The sequence below is a fragment of the Mesorhizobium sp. EU05-FHT14A09 genome, assembly GCF_058790995.1.
Window position 1 is genome coordinate 1,536,164 of sequence record NZ_JBYTDF010000001.1, and the last position, 16,484, is coordinate 1,552,647.

Annotated in this window: 16 protein-coding genes; 7 read left to right on the forward strand and 9 right to left on the reverse strand. The window is 62.6% G+C overall.

The window, feature by feature from the left end:
* Positions 1–47 precede the first annotated feature (47 nt).
* The 6 genes from AC3WTO_RS07220 to AC3WTO_RS07245 are packed head-to-tail and all read left to right on the forward strand — an operon-like array spanning position 48 to position 7,350.
* Complete coding sequence (locus tag AC3WTO_RS07220) at positions 48–1,712, forward strand: amidohydrolase (protein ID WP_492459961.1); 1,665 nt, start codon at positions 48–50, stop codon at positions 1,710–1,712.
* On the forward strand, positions 1,699–2,799 hold the full coding sequence (locus tag AC3WTO_RS07225; RefSeq protein WP_492459962.1) for a CobW family GTP-binding protein: 1,101 nt from the start codon (positions 1,699–1,701) through the stop codon (positions 2,797–2,799). Before AC3WTO_RS07220 ends, AC3WTO_RS07225 begins: the two co-directional genes overlap by 14 nt.
* Positions 2,800–2,847: 48 nt before the next feature.
* Positions 2,848–4,032, forward strand: a complete 1,185-nt coding sequence (locus AC3WTO_RS07230; protein ID WP_492459963.1) for an ABC transporter substrate-binding protein — start codon at positions 2,848–2,850, stop codon at positions 4,030–4,032.
* A gap of 60 nt (positions 4,033–4,092) precedes the next feature.
* On the forward strand, positions 4,093–4,962 hold the full coding sequence (locus tag AC3WTO_RS07235) for a branched-chain amino acid ABC transporter permease (protein ID WP_379071285.1): 870 nt from the start codon (positions 4,093–4,095) through the stop codon (positions 4,960–4,962).
* On the forward strand, positions 4,949–6,661 hold the full coding sequence (locus AC3WTO_RS07240; RefSeq protein WP_492459964.1) for a branched-chain amino acid ABC transporter ATP-binding protein/permease: 1,713 nt from the start codon (positions 4,949–4,951) through the stop codon (positions 6,659–6,661). The genes AC3WTO_RS07235 and AC3WTO_RS07240 overlap by 14 nt, the downstream gene beginning before the upstream one ends.
* Positions 6,658–7,350: an ABC transporter ATP-binding protein gene (locus AC3WTO_RS07245; protein WP_492459965.1), complete on the forward strand. Its 693-nt coding sequence runs from the start codon at positions 6,658–6,660 to the stop codon at positions 7,348–7,350. Before AC3WTO_RS07240 ends, AC3WTO_RS07245 begins: the two co-directional genes overlap by 4 nt.
* A gap of 66 nt (positions 7,351–7,416) precedes the next feature.
* Here AC3WTO_RS07245 and AC3WTO_RS07250 read toward each other — a convergent pair whose 3' ends face one another.
* The 9 genes from AC3WTO_RS07250 to AC3WTO_RS07290 all read right to left on the reverse strand — a co-directional run bounded on the left by AC3WTO_RS07250 (position 7,417) and on the right by AC3WTO_RS07290 (position 15,358).
* Positions 7,417–8,457 carry an EscU/YscU/HrcU family type III secretion system export apparatus switch protein gene (locus AC3WTO_RS07250; protein ID WP_492459966.1) on the reverse strand — a complete coding sequence of 347 codons (1,041 nt, stop codon included), beginning with the start codon at positions 8,455–8,457 and terminating at the stop codon, positions 7,417–7,419.
* Positions 8,458–8,478: 21 nt separating this feature from the next.
* Entirely contained in the window at positions 8,479–9,285 is an 807-nt protein-coding gene (locus AC3WTO_RS07255) for a tetratricopeptide repeat protein (RefSeq protein ID WP_492459967.1), read from the reverse strand.
* A gap of 63 nt (positions 9,286–9,348) precedes the next feature.
* A complete protein-coding gene (locus AC3WTO_RS07260; RefSeq protein ID WP_492459968.1) occupies positions 9,349–9,786 on the reverse strand; it encodes a hypothetical protein in 438 nt (145 codons plus the stop codon).
* A gap of 10 nt (positions 9,787–9,796) precedes the next feature.
* Positions 9,797–11,146, reverse strand: coding sequence for a type II and III secretion system protein family protein (locus AC3WTO_RS07265; protein WP_492459969.1), 1,350 nt, complete (start codon positions 11,144–11,146; stop codon positions 9,797–9,799).
* Positions 11,147–11,206: 60 nt separating this feature from the next.
* Positions 11,207–13,357, reverse strand: coding sequence for a type III secretion system export apparatus subunit SctV (gene sctV / locus AC3WTO_RS07270; protein WP_492459970.1), 2,151 nt, complete (start codon positions 13,355–13,357; stop codon positions 11,207–11,209).
* The gene (locus AC3WTO_RS07275; RefSeq protein ID WP_492459971.1) at positions 13,354–13,557 is read right to left on the reverse strand and encodes a hypothetical protein; all 204 of its coding nucleotides are present in this window, start codon (positions 13,555–13,557) and stop codon (positions 13,354–13,356) included. Before AC3WTO_RS07275 ends, sctV begins: the two co-directional genes overlap by 4 nt.
* Positions 13,558–13,682: 125 nt before the next feature.
* Positions 13,683–14,114: a hypothetical protein gene (locus tag AC3WTO_RS07280; protein ID WP_492459972.1), complete on the reverse strand. Its 432-nt coding sequence runs from the start codon at positions 14,112–14,114 to the stop codon at positions 13,683–13,685.
* A complete protein-coding gene (locus tag AC3WTO_RS07285) occupies positions 14,111–15,079 on the reverse strand; it encodes a SctD/MshK family protein (RefSeq protein WP_492459973.1) in 969 nt (322 codons plus the stop codon). The genes AC3WTO_RS07280 and AC3WTO_RS07285 overlap by 4 nt, the downstream gene beginning before the upstream one ends.
* A gap of 111 nt (positions 15,080–15,190) precedes the next feature.
* The gene (locus tag AC3WTO_RS07290; protein ID WP_492459974.1) at positions 15,191–15,358 is read right to left on the reverse strand and encodes a hypothetical protein; all 168 of its coding nucleotides are present in this window, start codon (positions 15,356–15,358) and stop codon (positions 15,191–15,193) included.
* Between the two features lie 200 nt (positions 15,359–15,558).
* Between AC3WTO_RS07290 and AC3WTO_RS07295 the strand changes: the two genes are divergently transcribed.
* Positions 15,559–16,434 carry a MurR/RpiR family transcriptional regulator gene (locus tag AC3WTO_RS07295; protein ID WP_492459975.1) on the forward strand — a complete coding sequence of 292 codons (876 nt, stop codon included), beginning with the start codon at positions 15,559–15,561 and terminating at the stop codon, positions 16,432–16,434.
* Positions 16,435–16,484: the final 50 nt, after the last annotated feature.

The window sequence follows — 16,484 nt, forward strand, 5'->3', positions numbered from 1 at the left end:
GATTACGGTCGCAGCAGCGACCACATGAATTGGGTGGAGGAAATAGCATGCCTGACAGAAGTGCCGATCTGGTTCTCGGCAATGGTCGCATCTACACGATGAACCGCAAGCAGCCCTGGGCATCGCATGTGGCGGTGAAGGGCGGGCGCATCGTGGCGGTCGGTGATGCGGCAAGCGTCGCACCATTTGCCGGAGGCAGCACGCGCACCGTCGATCTCAAGGGCGCGATGCTGATGCCAGGCGTCGTCGACGTCCATGCCCATTTGATGATGGGTGGCCAGGCCGAACTGTTCGAGTTGCGTTATGCCTCTACATCGAGCTTCGAGACCATTGTCGAGAAGGTGCGTGAGAAGGCGGCCACCACCAAGCCGGGCAGCTGGATCATCGGCGGCCAATGGGGCAGCGACCTGCACGCCAAGCTCAACAGCTTAGAAGCTCTTGCTCTGCTGGATGCAGCTGCACAGGGCCGTCCGGTGATGTTGCGTGACGATAGTTATCACAATCGTTGGGTCAACTCGGAAGCGATGCGGTTGGCCGGCATCACCAAGGACACGCCCGATCCGGACCAGGGCTCCATCGGCCGCGATCCCGCGACCGGTGCTCCGACCGGCCTGATGATCGAATCCGCCTCCGGCCTGGTTGAGAGCGTGATCGCGAACTCCGGCTACTACACCGAGGAAATGGACCGGGCCGCCATGGCGCAGTCCATCTCCACGCTGAATTCCTACGGCGTGACGGCATTCCTCGACGCTGCCGCCATGCAGCCGATCCTGGCCGCGCTGAAGGGATTGGACGACCGCGGCGAACTGACAGCGTGGTCGGTCTCCGCCATGCCCGCCGTCGAACCGTCTTTCATGTTCGGCATCGCCGGCGACGAACTGATCGCCCTGAAGGAACAGTATCGCAGCGCGCATGCCAAGCCGGATTTCGTGAAGGTCTTCCTGGACGGCGTGCCGGGCGCCAAGACCGCCGCGTTCCATGAGCCCTATGTCGCCGATCCGATCCTCGGTTGCTGCTTCCGTGGCTCGACCATCGTCACGGTACCCGATCTCATCCGCTGGGTCGGCAAATGTGAAAAGCTCGGATTGGCGGTCAAGATTCACTGCGCCGGTGATGCGGCCGTTTCCCAGGCTCTCGATGCCATCGATGTCGTGCGCTCGTTCAATGGCCCGACCAAGCTGATCCACCACATCGCGCATGCCAGCTATATCGCACCCAACGACATTCCGCGTTTCGCCGAACTCGGCGTCGCCGCCGACCTGTCACCATTCCTCTGGTATCCGACCAGCTTCCTGGAGGGCCACAAGCAGGCGATGGGCGTCGAGCGTGCGCTGCGCTTCTGGCCAAACAAACAATTGCTTGCCGCCGGCGCATTGCTGGCCGGCGGCTCCGACTGGCCGGTCATGCCCAATCCCGATCCGTGGAACGGCATCGAAGGTCTGGTGACGCGCCAGAACCCGAATGGCGAGTTCGCCGGTGAAGCGCTGTGGCCGGAAGAGGCGATCGACGTCGCCACCGCACTGGAGATCTTCACCATCAATTCGGCACGCGCCATCGGGCTGGGCGAGACGATCGGCTCGATCGAGGTCGGCAAGTCGGCCGACTTCATCGAACTCGACCGCAACGTGCTCGAAATTCCCGCCGACGAGATTGCCGACATCAAGGTCATGACGACCTGGTTCGAGGGAAGGGTGGTGTATGAGCGAACCTGACCCTGCTGGCGGGTTGATCCCGGTCACGATCCTCACCGGCTTCCTCGGTTCGGGCAAGACAACCTTGCTCAACCGATTGCTCAAGGAGCCGTCGATGGACGGGGCCGCCGTGATCGTCAATGAATTCGGCGAAATCGGCCTCGACCACCTGCTGATCGAAGCCAGCGAAGAGCAGTTCCAACTGCTCGACAACGGCTGCGTCTGCTGCACGGTGCGCGGAGATCTGGTCGAGACGCTGAAGATACTGCATCGACGCACCACCGATGGAGAATTGCCGAAACTCAACCGCGTCGTGATCGAAACCACTGGCCTGGCGGATCCGACACCCATCCTGCACACGCTGATTGCTGAGCAGGATCTTGCCAGCCGCTACCGCATCGCGGGTGTTGTCACCACCGTGGACGCGGTCAATGGTCCCGCGACGCTGGAGCGTCACGCTGAAGCCGCCAAGCAGGTGGCGGTAGCGGACCGCCTGATCATCACCAAGGCCGATCTTGTCGACGGCTGGAAGGTGGATGCGCTGCAGCACAGGCTGGCGGCGCTTGCACCGACGGCCGAACGGTGCCTCGTGGCGGACGCCGCGCTGGGAACCTTGCTCGATGCCGAGACGCTGGGGCGAGAGGCGCGGGCGGACGGGATCGCCGTCTGGCTCGACAAGGCGATGCAGTCCGTTCACGACCATGAACATCAATGTGGGCCGGACTGCGATCACCACGATCACCATCATCACGCCCATGGCCATCATCATGGCATCCAGTCCTACAGCTTCGTTATCGACGAGCCGGTGGAGTGGGCCACGTTCGCGACCTGGCTGGACTACATCGCGGCTTTGAAGGGAGAGGATCTTCTTCGTCTCAAGGGGCTGGTCTGCGTGGCGGGAGATATCGGGCGGCCGCTGGTGCTGCACGGTGTGCAGCACGTGTTTCATCCGCCGACGCGGCTGGATTCCTGGCCGTCGCCTGATCGGCGCACGCGCCTCGTCTTCATCGTGCGCGATATCGCGCGCGAAGCCATCGAGCGGACGCTTGTGAAATTTGCAGGGGTTCGTCCAGCGGGAGCGCCGCCGTCCGAAAGACATGCGGCATAGCAGTCAACAAAGGCGTGTAGACACGCTTGAACCAAGGGGAGAGAGAACATGCATTGGAAATCGACTTTGCTTTCCGGCGTCTTTGCCGCGATCGGCATCGGCGCCTTGACGGGAGGCGCAGCGGCGGCCGGTCCGACCTGCGCCAACGGTACCATCAAGGTTGGCGCGGTTTCGACCATCACCGGCCCTGCGGACTTCAGCGAGGTCCCCAAGGCGACGCAGGCTGCGTTTGACGCCGTCAACGCTGCCGGCGGTATCAATGGCTGCAAGATCGAATACACCATTGCCGACGACAAGGCCGATCCGGCCGTTGCCGCCCAGGCCGCACGCGACCTGATCGACAACAAGGAAGCGGTCGCCTTGGTGGGCTCGGGCAGCCTGCTCGACTGTGCCGTCAACGCGGTCAACTACAACCGAAAGAAAGTGCTTTCTGTTCAGGGTCTTGGCGTCGACGCCGCATGTTTTTCCTCACCCAGTGTCGCGCCGGTCAATGTCGGCCCGTTCACGCTGTCGACGGCCATGGGCTACTACGCCTCCAATGTGCTGAAGAGCCAGAAATTCTGCGCTTTCTTCATCATCATCGGCGGCACCCAGGAAGCCTACAAGAAGGGTATCGAGGATTGGGAGAAGATCAGTGGCCAGAAGGTGCACCTGCTCGACCTCACCCTGCCTTTCCAGGGCGATCTGACGCCTTACGTCATCAAGGCGCGTGACGCCGGCTGCGACACGGTTCTGACCAATCAGGTCGAGCCACAGGTGGTGCAGCTCATCAAGACGGTGGATGCTCAGAAGATCACCGGCATCAACTGGCTGTTCCTGGCTCCCGGCTACACCGTGCAGGTGGCCAAGGCGCTGGCTGACACCAAGCAGCCGATCTATGCCGGCACCGAATGGGAGCCTTTCACCGAGACCGGTTCGGCTGCCAATGCGCAGTGGATCGCCGACATGAACAAGGCCGGCCGCCCGCTGACTGCCTTCTCGCAGGGCGGTTACCTGGCCGCCAGGATGTTCCTCAAGGTCATCGAGGGCATCGACGGTGAAGTGACGCGCGAAAGCGTGACCAAGGCGCTTCTGGAAATGAAGCCGATCTCGGATCCGCTCGCCGGCTCGCCCTACGTATTCGGTGAAGCAAAGACCCATTCGCCGATGCGCGCTACCAAAGTCATGAAGCTCGAAAACGGGGCTTGGAAGGTGGAAACACCTGAATGGGTCGTGCTTCCTGACGCAAAGTAGCCGCTGACTGAAGGACGGCAGACATGTTCTGCCGTCCTCTTTTTTCATTCGGGATCATCGATGAATTCGTTTCTCACACCCGCCATTGCCGGGCTGACTGCAGGCGGCACCTATGCGCTGCTCGGCGTCTGCGCCGTCTTCACCTACCGGCTTGTCGCCGTGGTCAATTTCACCGGCGCCGCGATCGGTTCGGCCGGCACCTTTGCGCTGATTGCCTTGACTGAGTCCGGTTATCCGACTTTCCCGTCCGTGATTGCGGGCATTCTGGTCGGAGCGGCCGTCGGCGTGCTGATCGGCTTCGTCATGACCCGCTGGTTTGCCGAAGCGAACCCTTCGACCAAGGCCGCGGTTACCGCGGCCCTGCTGGTCGGCCTGATCGCAGTCGGTCTAAGGCTGACCGGTGGCCAGCATCCGCGCGTCATGCCGGACCTGTTTCCTGGCTCGGCCTTCCGTCTCGCCGGTGTCGAGGTGACGATCGCTTCGGCTCTCACCATCGGCCTTGCCGTACTTTTCACTGTGTTGTCCGATCTGTTTCTCAACCGTACCCGCATCGGTTTGCATCTGCGCGCGCTGTCGGACAGGCCGCTTGCCGCTGAACTGATCGGCGTGAAGGTGAGACTGCTGTCGCTGCTGGTTTGGGGTGCTACCGGCGCCTTCACCACCTTCGCGCTGATGATCATCGCGCCACAGCGTTCGCCAAATTTCATGACGCTCAGCCTGTTGGTTGTACCGGCGCTGGCGGCGGCACTCGTCGGATTGTTCCGCAGCTTCTGGCTGACGCTTGCCGGCGGCATTCTGCTCGGTGTGCTGGAGGGGCTGGCCAGCTCGGTCGACTCGATCGCCCAATATCGCAGCGCCATTCCCTTCCTGGTCATCCTGGCCGTGCTTCTGTGGTCGCAAAGGGAGGCCCGTTGGGATGAAGCGCGCTAGTATCCGGGCCTCGCTCGTCATTATCATCGCTGCCATCGTGCTGGGCGGCGTCATCACTGGGCTGCTGTCGTCTTATTGGGTGTTCCTGGCGACGTCGGTGCTGATCACCGGCGTGGCGTTGCAGAGCCTGGGGCTGGTCGCCGGCCGCACCGGGATGATTGCGCTCTGCCAGATGTCCTTTGCCGGCGTCGGCGCCTGGACAGTGGGCTATCTCAACCTTGCAGAGGCGCCGGGTGGCCTGGCGCTCTGGATACTGCTCGGCGGCTTAGCCGCTGTGCCGCTGGGTGTGGCAATCGGATTGCCGGCGCTCAGGCTGCGCGGCATCAATCTCGCCATCATCACCTTGTCTTTTGCTGCCGCATTCGACGTCATCCTGGCAACCATGACTTTCCCCGGCCAGACTGCCTTCATCCAGGTGCCGCGTCCGGAACTGTTCGACAGTGACGAGGGCTACTTCGTCTTCGCTCTGATCTTCTATGTGGCAATTTCCGTGGCGTTGGAATTCCTGGCACGTTCGCGGCTCGGCGCCTCCTGGCTGGCGGTGCGTCATTCCGAACGTGCCGCCGCTGCGCATGGCGTCAGCGTTGCCAAGGCCAAGCTGTCTTCCTTTGCCATCAGCGCCTTCATTGCCGGTATCTCCGGCGGACTGCTCGCCGGGTATCTCGGTACGTTGGTCGCCGAGAATTTCTCGATGATGCAGTCGCTCAGCCTCTATGCGGTCGCGGTGATGACCGGAGCGCATTTCGCGGAAGGCGCCATCATCGGCGGTCTCCTCGTCGTCATGTTCCCGGAAATCCTGCGCCGGTTCGACTTGCCGCAGGACATCGGCAACGTGCTGTTCGCGCTCGGCGCGACACAGGCGCTGTCGACCGGCGAGACGATGAGCGAGACCTATCGTCGGCTGCTGCGCAAATTGGCGCCCCGGCGCACGGCCAAAGGTGGTGCCTCGTCCGAGGGCGATCTGCCTGCCCGCATCGAACACGCCAAGGGCGCTGCTCTCACGGTCGACAAGCTCACGGTGCGCTATGGCACGGTGCTGGCGCTCGACGGCGTCGACCTGACCATTCCGGCCGGATCGGTCGCCGGCCTGATCGGGCCCAACGGTGCCGGCAAATCGACTTTCATCGATGCGGTGTCGGGTTTCCTTGCCGCTTACGAAGGTTCGATAAAGCTGGGGACGGCACCCCTGGAAGGAAAGGCCGCTCATCTCAGGGCCCGCAGCGGTGTGCGCCGGACATGGCAGACCAATCGCATCGCGCCGGAGTTGACGGTGGGCGGGTACCTGCGCCTTGCTGCCGGCAATCTGAGCGAAGCCGAGGTTCGTGCGATGCTCGACTGGCTCGATTGCCCGAACCCGGAAACACCGGTCGTGGCAGTCGACGCCGGCACACGCCGTCTGCTTGATGTCGCAGGCGTGGTTGCGGCAAGACCAGCCGTCATCCTGCTGGACGAGCCGGCAGCAGGGCAGTCGCATGAGGAAACACTGCGCCTCGGCAAGCGTATTGCCGAAATTCCCGAGCGTTTTGGCTCTTCCGTGCTCCTGGTTGAACACGACATGGATCTCGTTCGCGCGGCCTGCAGCCAGGTCACCGTGCTTGACTTCGGTCGCGTCATCGCGTCCGGACCACCCGCCGTGGTGCTGGACCAGGGGCCTGTTAAAAGAGCCTATCTCGGCATCGAGGAGAGTGTCGCGGCATGAGTGAGCTTGTCATTTCTTCGCTGTCGATCAGCCGTTCCGAACTGCCGGTCGTCACCGAGATCAATGCCCGTGTCGAAAGTGGCTCGATCAGCGTCGTGCTGGGCGCCAACGGGGCCGGCAAGACGACGCTTCTCGAAGGTCTTTCCGGCATCATTCCTGTCGCCGGCGGCACGATCGCCATCGACGGCCATGAGATCCAGAAGGCTCGACCGGGGCAGCGCTCGCGCGAGGGCCTGGCCCATGTTGAGCAGGGCCGCACCATCTTCAGCCAGCTGACCACTGAAGAGAACATGAAGGTGGCCTTGCGTGACGGCAGTGATCTTTCCGAGGCTTACGGGCTGTTCCCGGAACTGATGCAGCGCCGCACCGTCCGTGCCGGCCTGCTTTCGGGAGGCGAACAGCAGATGCTGGTCATCGCGCGGGCTCTGCTGACGAGACCGAAGGTGCTGATGATCGACGAGATGTCGGCCGGGCTGGCCCCCGTCATCGTCTCGAGACTGATGACGGCGGTGCGCAAGCTGGCCGATGCCGGTCTGGCCGTGCTGCTGGTCGAGCAGTTCGCAGCCCTGGCTCTCGGCATCGGCAACCGTGCCTATGTCCTGCGTCGCGGTCGTGTCGTCTATGACGGCGACTGCAAGACGTTGCTGCGCTCGCCGGACGAACTGCACAAACTGTATCTCGGCGGATAGCGCTTGGAGCGGAGAAAACAAATCCGGCCGCATGATCGGGCCGGACGATGTGGTTTGACCTGGAGATCAGGTCAGCCCAAGGCGGACGAGGTGACGTACGACCGGCGAGAACATGTTCTGGCCGATGTAGCTTCCGGTGCTGGTCTTCTGAAACAGATCCTGAGCAAGGGAGGCGTCCTGAACGATATGGATGGACGCAGCCCGCGATTGCGCAATCATGTCGAGCGCGGCCCGGCCCTGGCCCTTGGCGACAACCACCGGCACCGGCGTTTCATCTCTGATGTAGCGCAGCCCGACCGCCAACTCGTCCCCCGTGAAGACGACGACCGCACCTTGCACTCCCAGCCGTGCCGGTAACTGCACGGCTTCGCGTCGCTGGCGCCGCTGCTCCTGGCGTATCAGCGGGTCTCCCTCCATGTCCTTGTGCTCGCGCTTGTATTCGGTCGTCGTCATGCGCATGTCGCGCAGGAACAGCCAGCGCTGCAACGGCATGTCGAGAATGCCGATGGCGAGGAAGGCAAGCGCCGCCGAGACGCCGACCGGAACCAGAACGCCCCATAGCATCGGCGCCATGCAGCCGATGCCGCATCCCGGCGCATCGAACAATGGCTGCAGCCATTGCACCAGGATCACCACGAACAGCGCGGTCAGGAAAACCAGTTTGACCAGACCCTTCACGAATTCGACGACATTGCGCAGCGACATGATCTTCTGCAGACCCTTGGTCGGGTTGATGTGGTCGAATTGCGGTTTGATGGCCTCGAAGGAAAAGACGGGGCCAAGTGTCGACAGCATGCCGAACAGCAGAGTGACCGCGATGACGATCGCCACCATCGGCACGGTGATGTACATCAGCAGGAAAAACGCGTGGCGCGCGCTGCGCGGCAGGATCTCCGCGAAGGGGACGTTGTAGTCCGTTATAGTCTCGACGAGTTCGGAAAAATGCGCCGATGCGCCCGGCCAGACGAGATAGACATAGGCGAGGGCGGCGCACAGCCCGAAACCCGAGACAAAGTCCCGGCTTTGCGAGGCCTGGCCCTTGCGTTTGGCGTCGCGTAGCTTCTTGTCGGACGCCGGTAGTCTTTTTTCCTCGGCTTCGTCTGCCATGCCACCTGCTCGCCACCTTGGCTACCCAAGGACGGATCCCAGCGCCTGGGCCCTGGCTTGCGTGCTGCCCTTGGCGCGGATGGATTGCGCTTGCGACAACAGCTTGTTGATCTCCTGTGTCGGCAGGCCGACCGGCGGAGCCGCGCGAAGCTGATCGCCCTGTCCAAGCAAGCCGAAGACGATGACGGCGTTGCGCTTGTGATGCAGTTGCGCATTGGAAGCGCCGGCGAGCTTCTGTGCCAAGGGCAGCGCCACACCGGCATTGCCTTCGAGGCCGGCTGCCAGCGCTATGTTGGTTTCGATATCGAGGTCGCCCGGCGCCATTTTGAGCGCCTGACCGAAGGTGACCTGCGCTTCCTGGGTGTGGCCGGAAAGCGTCTGCGCCACGCCGAGACGATTGTAGGAACTGCTGGTGTTGACCAGCGGAGCCGCCTGGGCAAGCGCCCGCATGCCGGCGTTATAGTCGCCTGCATCCATCATCGCCGATCCCAGCCCAAGCATTGCTTCGCCGTTGTTCGGCGCCTTGGCGAGTGCTGCCTGGTAAGCCTTGGCGGCCTCAGCAGGATCGCCGGCACGCATATAGGCATCGCCGGTTTTCACATAGGCGCTCGGACGAGCGTCGGGCAGGGCGGCCGCCTTCTGGTAAAGCGCGATCGCGGTGTCGCTGTCGCCGCGCTTTGCTATGTCGTCGGCAAGCTTGACCAGTCGCTCCGACGGCGAGCCGGACGTCGCGGCTTTTGGGGTGACGGCGCTGTGGCTTCCTCCCGTCTGGCAGCCTGCCAGCGCAAGGATCGCCAAGACCGGCAGGAACACGACACATCTGCGCATATCCATCTCTCCCTTTATCCTTGGTGGTCGGTTGCGGCTCGACCCCGGAGCTGTTGTCGTCGCCTAGTTGGTCGACAGGTCGGAGGTCTCGGCCGGCGCTGCCGGTTGTTCGCCATCGAGATAACGCCGCGCGGCTCGTGCCGTCGGTGCAGCCGCAGCAGCCCCCATGCGGCGCCCTTCGACAAGATCACGTTGGCTTTCGACCATGCGCTGCAGGTTATAGGCGTTGGCGCAACCCCTTGGCAGGTGCTGGCCGACGCCGGATATCTGCGTCAGACTGGCCTCCGAGGCCGCGGGTGTGTTGTCGTCGTCGACCGGATCGTTCAGGCAGGAATTTGGTGCAAGCACTGAGCCGGACGTGCTCTTGTCCGTGCCGCCGGGGCCGGTCGCCACATAACTATAGCCCGGCGAATAATCCTGCTCAGGCTTCGTGACGGCACCGACGCAGCCGCTGAGCAGGATGGCCGGAAGCATGACATAAAAGGCACATGGCACTTTCACGGGTGTTCTCCTACTTGACGATCAGGCCGACGGAAGAACCGCCTTTTTTGCGTTTGGCGCGTTTCGCTGGACGATCCTGCGGAGTGGCAAGGCTGTCGCGCACCGGTTCGACCAGATAGGGCGTGATCAGGATGACGAGTTCGGTCTCCTGACGCTGGAAGCGCTGGGACTGGAACAGCGGTCCCAGCACGGGCACATCGCCGAGCACCGGAAACTTCTCGACGTTGCGTTCGGTGCGCTGCTGGAACAGTCCAGCGATGGCGAAGGTCTGGCCGCTGGCCACCTCGACTGTGGTATCAGCCCGCCGCACCACGAAACTGGGCAGCGAGAAGCCGTTGGCGCCGACGACAGCGCCGCTGTCGGACAGGGCGCTGACTTCCGGCTGTACGTGCAGGGCAATGCGGTTACGTCCGATCAGCGTCGGCGTGAAACCCAGCGAAACGCCGAATGGCTTGTATTGGACCGTTACGACATCATTGCCTTGCGGAATGGGAATGGGAATTTCACCGCCGGCCAGGAATTTCGCCGTTTGACCCGTGACAGCAGTCAGGTTCGGCTCTGCCAGGATCTTGACGATGCCGTTGCGCTGCAGCGCCTCGATCAGGATATCGAAATTGACGCCGGAGGCTTGGTCCATTCCCAGATGGAGATTTCCATTCTTCTCGATCGGAACGCCATTGTTCTGGAACATGTTGAATTTGAAGCCACCACTCTCGTAGCCGACATTCCAATCGACACCATAGGACTGCAGTTCCGTCCGTGAGACTTCCGCAAAGCGCACGCGGATATTGACCTGCTGCGAGCCGGTCACCGTCATGTTGTTGATCGGCGGTTGTTCCGCTGGCGCCACAGTGCGAGCGATGTTGTCCATGTCCGTCGCTTCTTCAACGCCACGGGCCTCGCCGGTCATGACGATGCGATTGCCGAAGATGGCGAGATTGGTCGCCGAATTTGGACGCAGGGCTTTTTTGGCCTGGTTGGCCGACGAAATGTCCGCCGTCACGCGAAACTGCGCGGTTGCCTTGATGCGTTCGTCCGAGGTGATGGCAATCAGGTTGGTCAGGCCAGGCTTCAGCCCGAAGACGTAGACCACACCAGGCGAGACGACCTGCAGATCGGCAATCGTGGTGTCGGCGATCAGCACGGACTCGACCGGCTCGTTGAAACGCAGCAACCGGCCCTGGCCGACGGGAAGGTCCACCATCGGCTGCGCGGGCAGGTCGGAAATTTCCTGCGCGCTAAGACCTGTCAGCGACAACAGCAGGCTGGACAGGAAAACAACGAGTGTCAGCGCCAGCCACGGCGCCTTCATCAAGGTCGAGCAATCGTGCCGTGGTATCACGGCATAGTGGCTTGGCATGCAGTCCCTCTCTTCAGCGTTGCCGGCACCGTTGGTCCCCGATGCCGCTGCTGCCCCAGTTCATCCGGCTCTGTTTTGTCCGCCCAGCGCACCCGCCGAGGGCAGCGATGGGGTTCTCGATCGTCCCGAATTGCCTGTGATCGTTGCCAATGGCTGGACGTTGAATTCAGGGGCGAGTTCCTGGAAGGACAGCACCGAAAGCTCGATGCCGTTCTGCACCAGAAGCGCGCGCATATGGCGACGTACGTCGCCAGCCGTTACGACAACCGGCGAAACGCTGGCTGCGGCGCGCTTGAGATTGCGCTCGATCTCAGCGGCTACCGCCTGAACGCCGGAGTCCGCGGTGTTGAGGAAACTACCGGTAGACGAAGTCTGCACCGCCTCGCGCAGCACATCTTCGGCAGAGCGCTGCAGAACATAGGCAGAGATGATGTTGTTACGGTCGGCAACGCGGAAGCTGATCTGACGTCTCAGCGCCGTGCGGACGTATTCGGTGAGCGGGACGACATCCTGTTCACGTTGTCCCGCATCGACCAACGCCTCCAGCACGAGGCGCAGATTGCGGATCGGCACATTCTCGGCCACAAGCCGTCTCAACACGTCGGCTATCTTCTGCAGCGGCACGATCTCGGCGGTCTGCCGGACGAGGTCGGCGTAGTCCGTCTCCATCTCGGAGAGCAGCTTGCGCGTTTCCTGGATGCCGACGAAATGGCCGCAATAGAGCTGGAGCGCGTGCGCGGTCCATTTTGAAGCAATGTCGAGCGGCTCCAGATATGGCAGCTGTGCTTCTTCAAGCGCCGGGATGCCATCGCGGTCGACCCAGGAGAACCTGCGCTGGCCGACAAGTGCGGCGCCTTCCTCGTAGGTCAGGCTGAGCAATTCGAGATGACTTGCTTCGGTTTCGACCAGAACCCGGTCCGCGGGAATCTCCGCCTCCAGGATCGGCACGCCCTCGAGGTCGATGCGGATGTTGCGTGTCGCGATCATGTCGTTGACATCGACGCCAATCGCCGGGATCTCGACGCCAAGGTCATCGAAGATGGCCCGCCGCATCGCTTCGGTGCGCTGGCGAAATTGCTGGTCGGCCACCTCGCTGGCCACGTCCGTCCCGAGCCTGACCACGATGCGGCTGGAGCCAAGCAACTGTCGGGCATCGCCTCCGAGCGCGACCGCACCTTCGGGCTCCTGACGTATCGTTGTGGGCAGGGTCTCTGCCGGTGTGTCGCTGCGGGAGTTGCGATGGATCATGAAGGCACCGGCGCCGAAGGCGAGACCCAGCGCGATAAAGACTAGGCTCGGGAAACCCGGCACAAGCGCCAGGCCCATCATGATGACGGCAGCCAGGCCGAGTGCGCGCGGATCGCGCAGCAACTGGAAACTGATCTGCCTGCCAAGATCCTCGGTGCCGTCAGCACCGCCGACGCGCGTCACCATCGTACCGGCCGCGATGGCGACGAGCAGGGCAGGGATCTGCGCGACCAGCCCGTCGCCGACAGTGAGCAGCGAATAGGTCGATGCGGCCTGTCCGATCGACATGCCGTGCTGCAGCGTGCCAACCGTGAACCCGCCGATAAGATTGACCAGGATGATGACGATGCCGGCGATGACGTCGCCCTTCACGAACTTCATGGCGCCGTCCATCGCGCCGAACAGCTGGCTCTCACGTTCGAGTTGCCGACGCAGGAACCTGGCCTCGGCTTGGTCGATATCGCCGTTCCTGAGTTCGGCATCGATACTCATCTGCTTGCCCGGGAGGGCGTCGAGTGTAAAGCGTGCGGCCACTTCCGCGACGCGTTCCGCGCCGCGCGCAATGACGATGAACTGAGCGACCGTAATAATGAGGAAAACCACCAGGCCGACCGCGATGCTGCCGCCGACGACGAAGTTGCCAAAGGCTGTGATGACTTCGCCGGCATCGGCCTGCAGCAGGATCAGGCGTGTGGTCGTGATGGTGATGGCCAGCCGAAACAGCGTGGCGATCAGGATGACGGAGGGCATCGACGAGAATTCAAGTGGATGCGAAACATAGAAAGCGACCAGCAGGATTAGCACGCTGAGCGCGATGTTGGCGGTGATCAGCGCATCGACCAGGACGGTCGGCAACGGGATCAGCATCATCACAACCGCGACCAGCATCAGAATGGCGATGACGAGATCGCCGCGTTGCGATGCTTTGCCAAGCAGTTGCAGCAGCCGTTGCGAAAGTGTCATTGCGCCGACCTCTTCGCGAGGAAGCGGCGGAACGCTTCACGCGCTTCGGCCTTGCGGCCTGCTGCCAGCAGCGCTCGGCTCTTCAGAAGGTGGAGGGTGGGATGTTGCATGCCTTCCAGTGTCTCCAGCCTGGCGATCGTGGCGAGCGCCTTTTCGGCTTCCCCGTCCAGGATGAGCAGGTACGCCAATGTCCGCAGCACGCCGGCGTCTTCCGGTGAAAGCTGCGCTGCAATCAGAAGATAGACCGCGCCTCGCCTTGCCTGACCATGACATCCGTAGAGATGACCAAGGACATGCAGCAGATGCGCGGCCTCGCGCGGCCCGGTCAGATTCCAGTCCCCCCTTGCAGACGCCCGAGCAGTTCCCGATGGCGCTCGATCTCGTCTTCCATCAACGTCCTGGCGAGCGCCCGCAGCGGCTCCCCTCCCTCGAGGTCTGGCACGATCTCCGCGATGAAATGATGCAGGATCGGGACCGAACGTCGGAGGATCGCAGGTTCGGGAATCTCCGGCATCACGAAGTCGGCGAGGACATCGTCGAGCGACTTCCCTGTTGCTGCCGCCGATGGCCCTGCGAAAGTCCCGCCTTCCAGTTCGTCAGCGCTGGAGGCGGAATTACCGGCTTTGGCCTTCGTCTTGTTGACGTTGTCGAGACGCCGCCGGCCAATCGCCTGCGCGTGCGAGGCATCGGCATGCCCGTCCCTGCCGATCGAATCCGGCCTGGTGTCCAGGCGTGGTCCGTCGACGCGGCGGCTCACTGGTATTTCAGCGCGACGGTCGCGCCGCCCTTTGTCAGCACAAGTGCGGTCTGCCCGATTTCCTTGATCGTCCAGCCATCGTTGGTGAAAGCGCCTTCGTGGTAGCGCGTGCCATCGCCTGCGATCACATAGGGGCGGTCGCCATACCAGATCGCCTGCAGGGTGAGGCGTGGCGGCTGCGCGGCATCGCCCACGACGATGTTCGAAACCAGCGGTACCTGTCCGAATTTCTGGTCGAACCAGGAACGAACCTCCGTCCAGGTTCCTGACTGCGTGTTGGGCAGGGTACCCGACACGACAAGGCGTTCAGCCGACCGTCCTACCGCAATGGTCCCGAGGCCGGATTGTGCAAGCCGCTCCATCAGCGCGGCCTGTGCTGCCGCCAGGTGTTCGGCATCGGCAGCGGGGATGCTCCCCGTCACCTCGCCATCGGCGAGGGCGAGCTTGACTGCCTTGTCGTCCGTCTTTGCGATCGACAGGCCGTTGGTCGCCACCGAAATTGCGAATACCGCCGCAACGAGAACACCACCGGCAACCAGTGGACGCTGCGACAGCGACCAGCGGCTCCTCGTCGGTTCGGGACCTGTCAGTTGCAGCCGGGCATCGCCCAAGCCGATGCCAAGGGGCAGGCGGCGACGGCAACCCTGACCCATATGGATCGTCTCGCCATTCGTTAGTTCGAGATCGCCTCCGATCGCTTCGATTTCGACCTGGCTCCCCTTGCGGTGGAGCCGGGCGTGCAGCGAAGCGATCCCGGGATCTCTCAGAACGATGTCGGAACCGCTGTCGGAGCCGATCGTGTAGGATGGTTCGATCAGCTCAAGACTGGCGCCGCTGTGAAAGCCCTGGGTGACGGCCAATGTCGTTGGCTTGTCGGGGATCAGGCTCGCAGCACGGTTGGTGAGGGCGCGCAAGACAAGGTTGCCTGCGCCGCTTTCAAGCTTTTCGGTCGAGTGCGCACTCATGCCGTTCAACCTTCCGCCAAAATGATGTTAGTCGGCACGACATGTCCGTACCGAGAAGTGGCACGCCGCCGGATGCATCCGGCGGCGCAGAATGTCGAAAAACCCTGCGCCTTAGGCCTTTTCGGCCGACTGGCCGAGCGTCCTGGCGGTGCTCATCAACATGTCGTGCTGGGACTTTTCGATCTCTTTCTTGATCTCCAGGCCGAACATCCGCTCCTGGTGCTTGATCATCTTATCCAGGTTCTGCTCCGGACTTCCGGTGGGAGGAACGTAGCTCATGATTGTCTCCTTGAGGGAACCACTCCACGCAATCGTGACAGCCCGGCGTAATGGACTCTCGCTAGATTGCAGTTGGAACTTAGTGCAGTGCCGCGGAAATAGAAAGTCCATTTGGAATATACAAAACATGAAAATTCCAACTGTTGCATTGTCCGCGGGCAGCAGGTAAAATTCGAACCGGGCACATTGGGGTTATGAAAATGGAAAAAGGTCCTTTGTCGGAACTGCTCGTGGAGCGATTCGAAACGATGCCGCCGCAGCTGCAGGTCGCTGCGCGCTTCGTGCTCGACCATCCTCAGGACGTTGCATTGATGTCCATGCGTGAGCAGGCGAACCAGGCAGGCGTGTCGCACAGCACCATGATGCGGCTGGCGCGCTGGCTCGGCATGGATGGCTATGAAGACATGCGCAGCCTCTATGCGCGCGCGTTGCGGGAACGCAGCGCGGGAGAGGGGCTTCGGCATGGCCAGCCATTGCAGCAGGATCTGGATTATCCGGCCGCGGGTATCGTCGCGGACATGCTTGCCGCCCAGGTTGCCAGCCTCGGCGAATATGGCAGCGCCATGCAGTTTTTGGCCGCAGCAAGGCTGGTAGCAAAATCGACCAGCGTTTTCGGGCTCGGATTTGGCGCGTCGCATTCTGTCGCCAGCCATTTCGTCAGGATCGTTGCTCCGCTTCTCGGCGAAGGTGGCAAGGCGACGCTTGTCGCCGACGCTGGTCATGCCGGAGCGGAAGCTTTGCTCAACGCCCAGGGTGGCGATGTCGTACTTGCCATCGGGGCCTCGCCTTACGAGCGCGCCACCATCGACTTTGCCCGCCAGGCCGCCGGCCAGGGCGCTTCGGTGCTGGCAATAACCGACAGCGGCGTTTCGCCGTTGGCGCGCATGGCCCGCGAGACGCTCGTGGTGACGTCGAATTCCGGTTCGTATTTTCCAAGCATGGTGCCGGCATTCGCCGCGGTTGAAATCCTGGCCGCTCTGGCCGCGCCGCTGTCGAATGTCGATGCCGCCGAAAAACTCAAACAGTCGCAAGAGCAGCTTGCTGCCTTCGGCATCTATTGGAAGGCTGCCCGCTAGCATCGCCCTGGTGCTTTATCGGACGGACCTTCGGCCTGCCCTCAGGGGCG

What these genes read in the sequence shown, in the direction of transcription:
- AC3WTO_RS07230 (WP_492459963.1), top strand. Translation starts at nt 2,848, where the DNA reads ATGCATTGGAAATCGACTTTGCTTTCCGGCGTCTTTGCCGCGATCGGC.
- sctV (WP_492459970.1), bottom strand. Translation starts at nt 13,357, where the DNA reads ATGACACTTTCGCAACGGCTGCTGCAACTGCTTGGCAAAGCATCGCAA.
- AC3WTO_RS07225 (WP_492459962.1), top strand. Translation starts at nt 1,699, where the DNA reads ATGAGCGAACCTGACCCTGCTGGCGGGTTGATCCCGGTCACGATCCTC.
- AC3WTO_RS07290 (WP_492459974.1), bottom strand. Translation starts at nt 15,358, where the DNA reads ATGAGCTACGTTCCTCCCACCGGAAGTCCGGAGCAGAACCTGGATAAG.
- AC3WTO_RS07255 (WP_492459967.1), bottom strand. Translation starts at nt 9,285, where the DNA reads ATGCGCAGATGTGTCGTGTTCCTGCCGGTCTTGGCGATCCTTGCGCTG.
- AC3WTO_RS07240 (WP_492459964.1), top strand. Translation starts at nt 4,949, where the DNA reads ATGAAGCGCGCTAGTATCCGGGCCTCGCTCGTCATTATCATCGCTGCC.
- AC3WTO_RS07220 (WP_492459961.1), top strand. Translation starts at nt 48, where the DNA reads ATGCCTGACAGAAGTGCCGATCTGGTTCTCGGCAATGGTCGCATCTAC.
- AC3WTO_RS07250 (WP_492459966.1), bottom strand. Translation starts at nt 8,457, where the DNA reads ATGGCAGACGAAGCCGAGGAAAAAAGACTACCGGCGTCCGACAAGAAG.
- AC3WTO_RS07265 (WP_492459969.1), bottom strand. Translation starts at nt 11,146, where the DNA reads ATGCCAAGCCACTATGCCGTGATACCACGGCACGATTGCTCGACCTTG.
- AC3WTO_RS07285 (WP_492459973.1), bottom strand. Translation starts at nt 15,079, where the DNA reads ATGAGTGCGCACTCGACCGAAAAGCTTGAAAGCGGCGCAGGCAACCTT.
- AC3WTO_RS07245 (WP_492459965.1), top strand. Translation starts at nt 6,658, where the DNA reads ATGAGTGAGCTTGTCATTTCTTCGCTGTCGATCAGCCGTTCCGAACTG.
- AC3WTO_RS07295 (WP_492459975.1), top strand. Translation starts at nt 15,559, where the DNA reads ATGGAAAAAGGTCCTTTGTCGGAACTGCTCGTGGAGCGATTCGAAACG.
- AC3WTO_RS07235 (WP_379071285.1), top strand. Translation starts at nt 4,093, where the DNA reads ATGAATTCGTTTCTCACACCCGCCATTGCCGGGCTGACTGCAGGCGGC.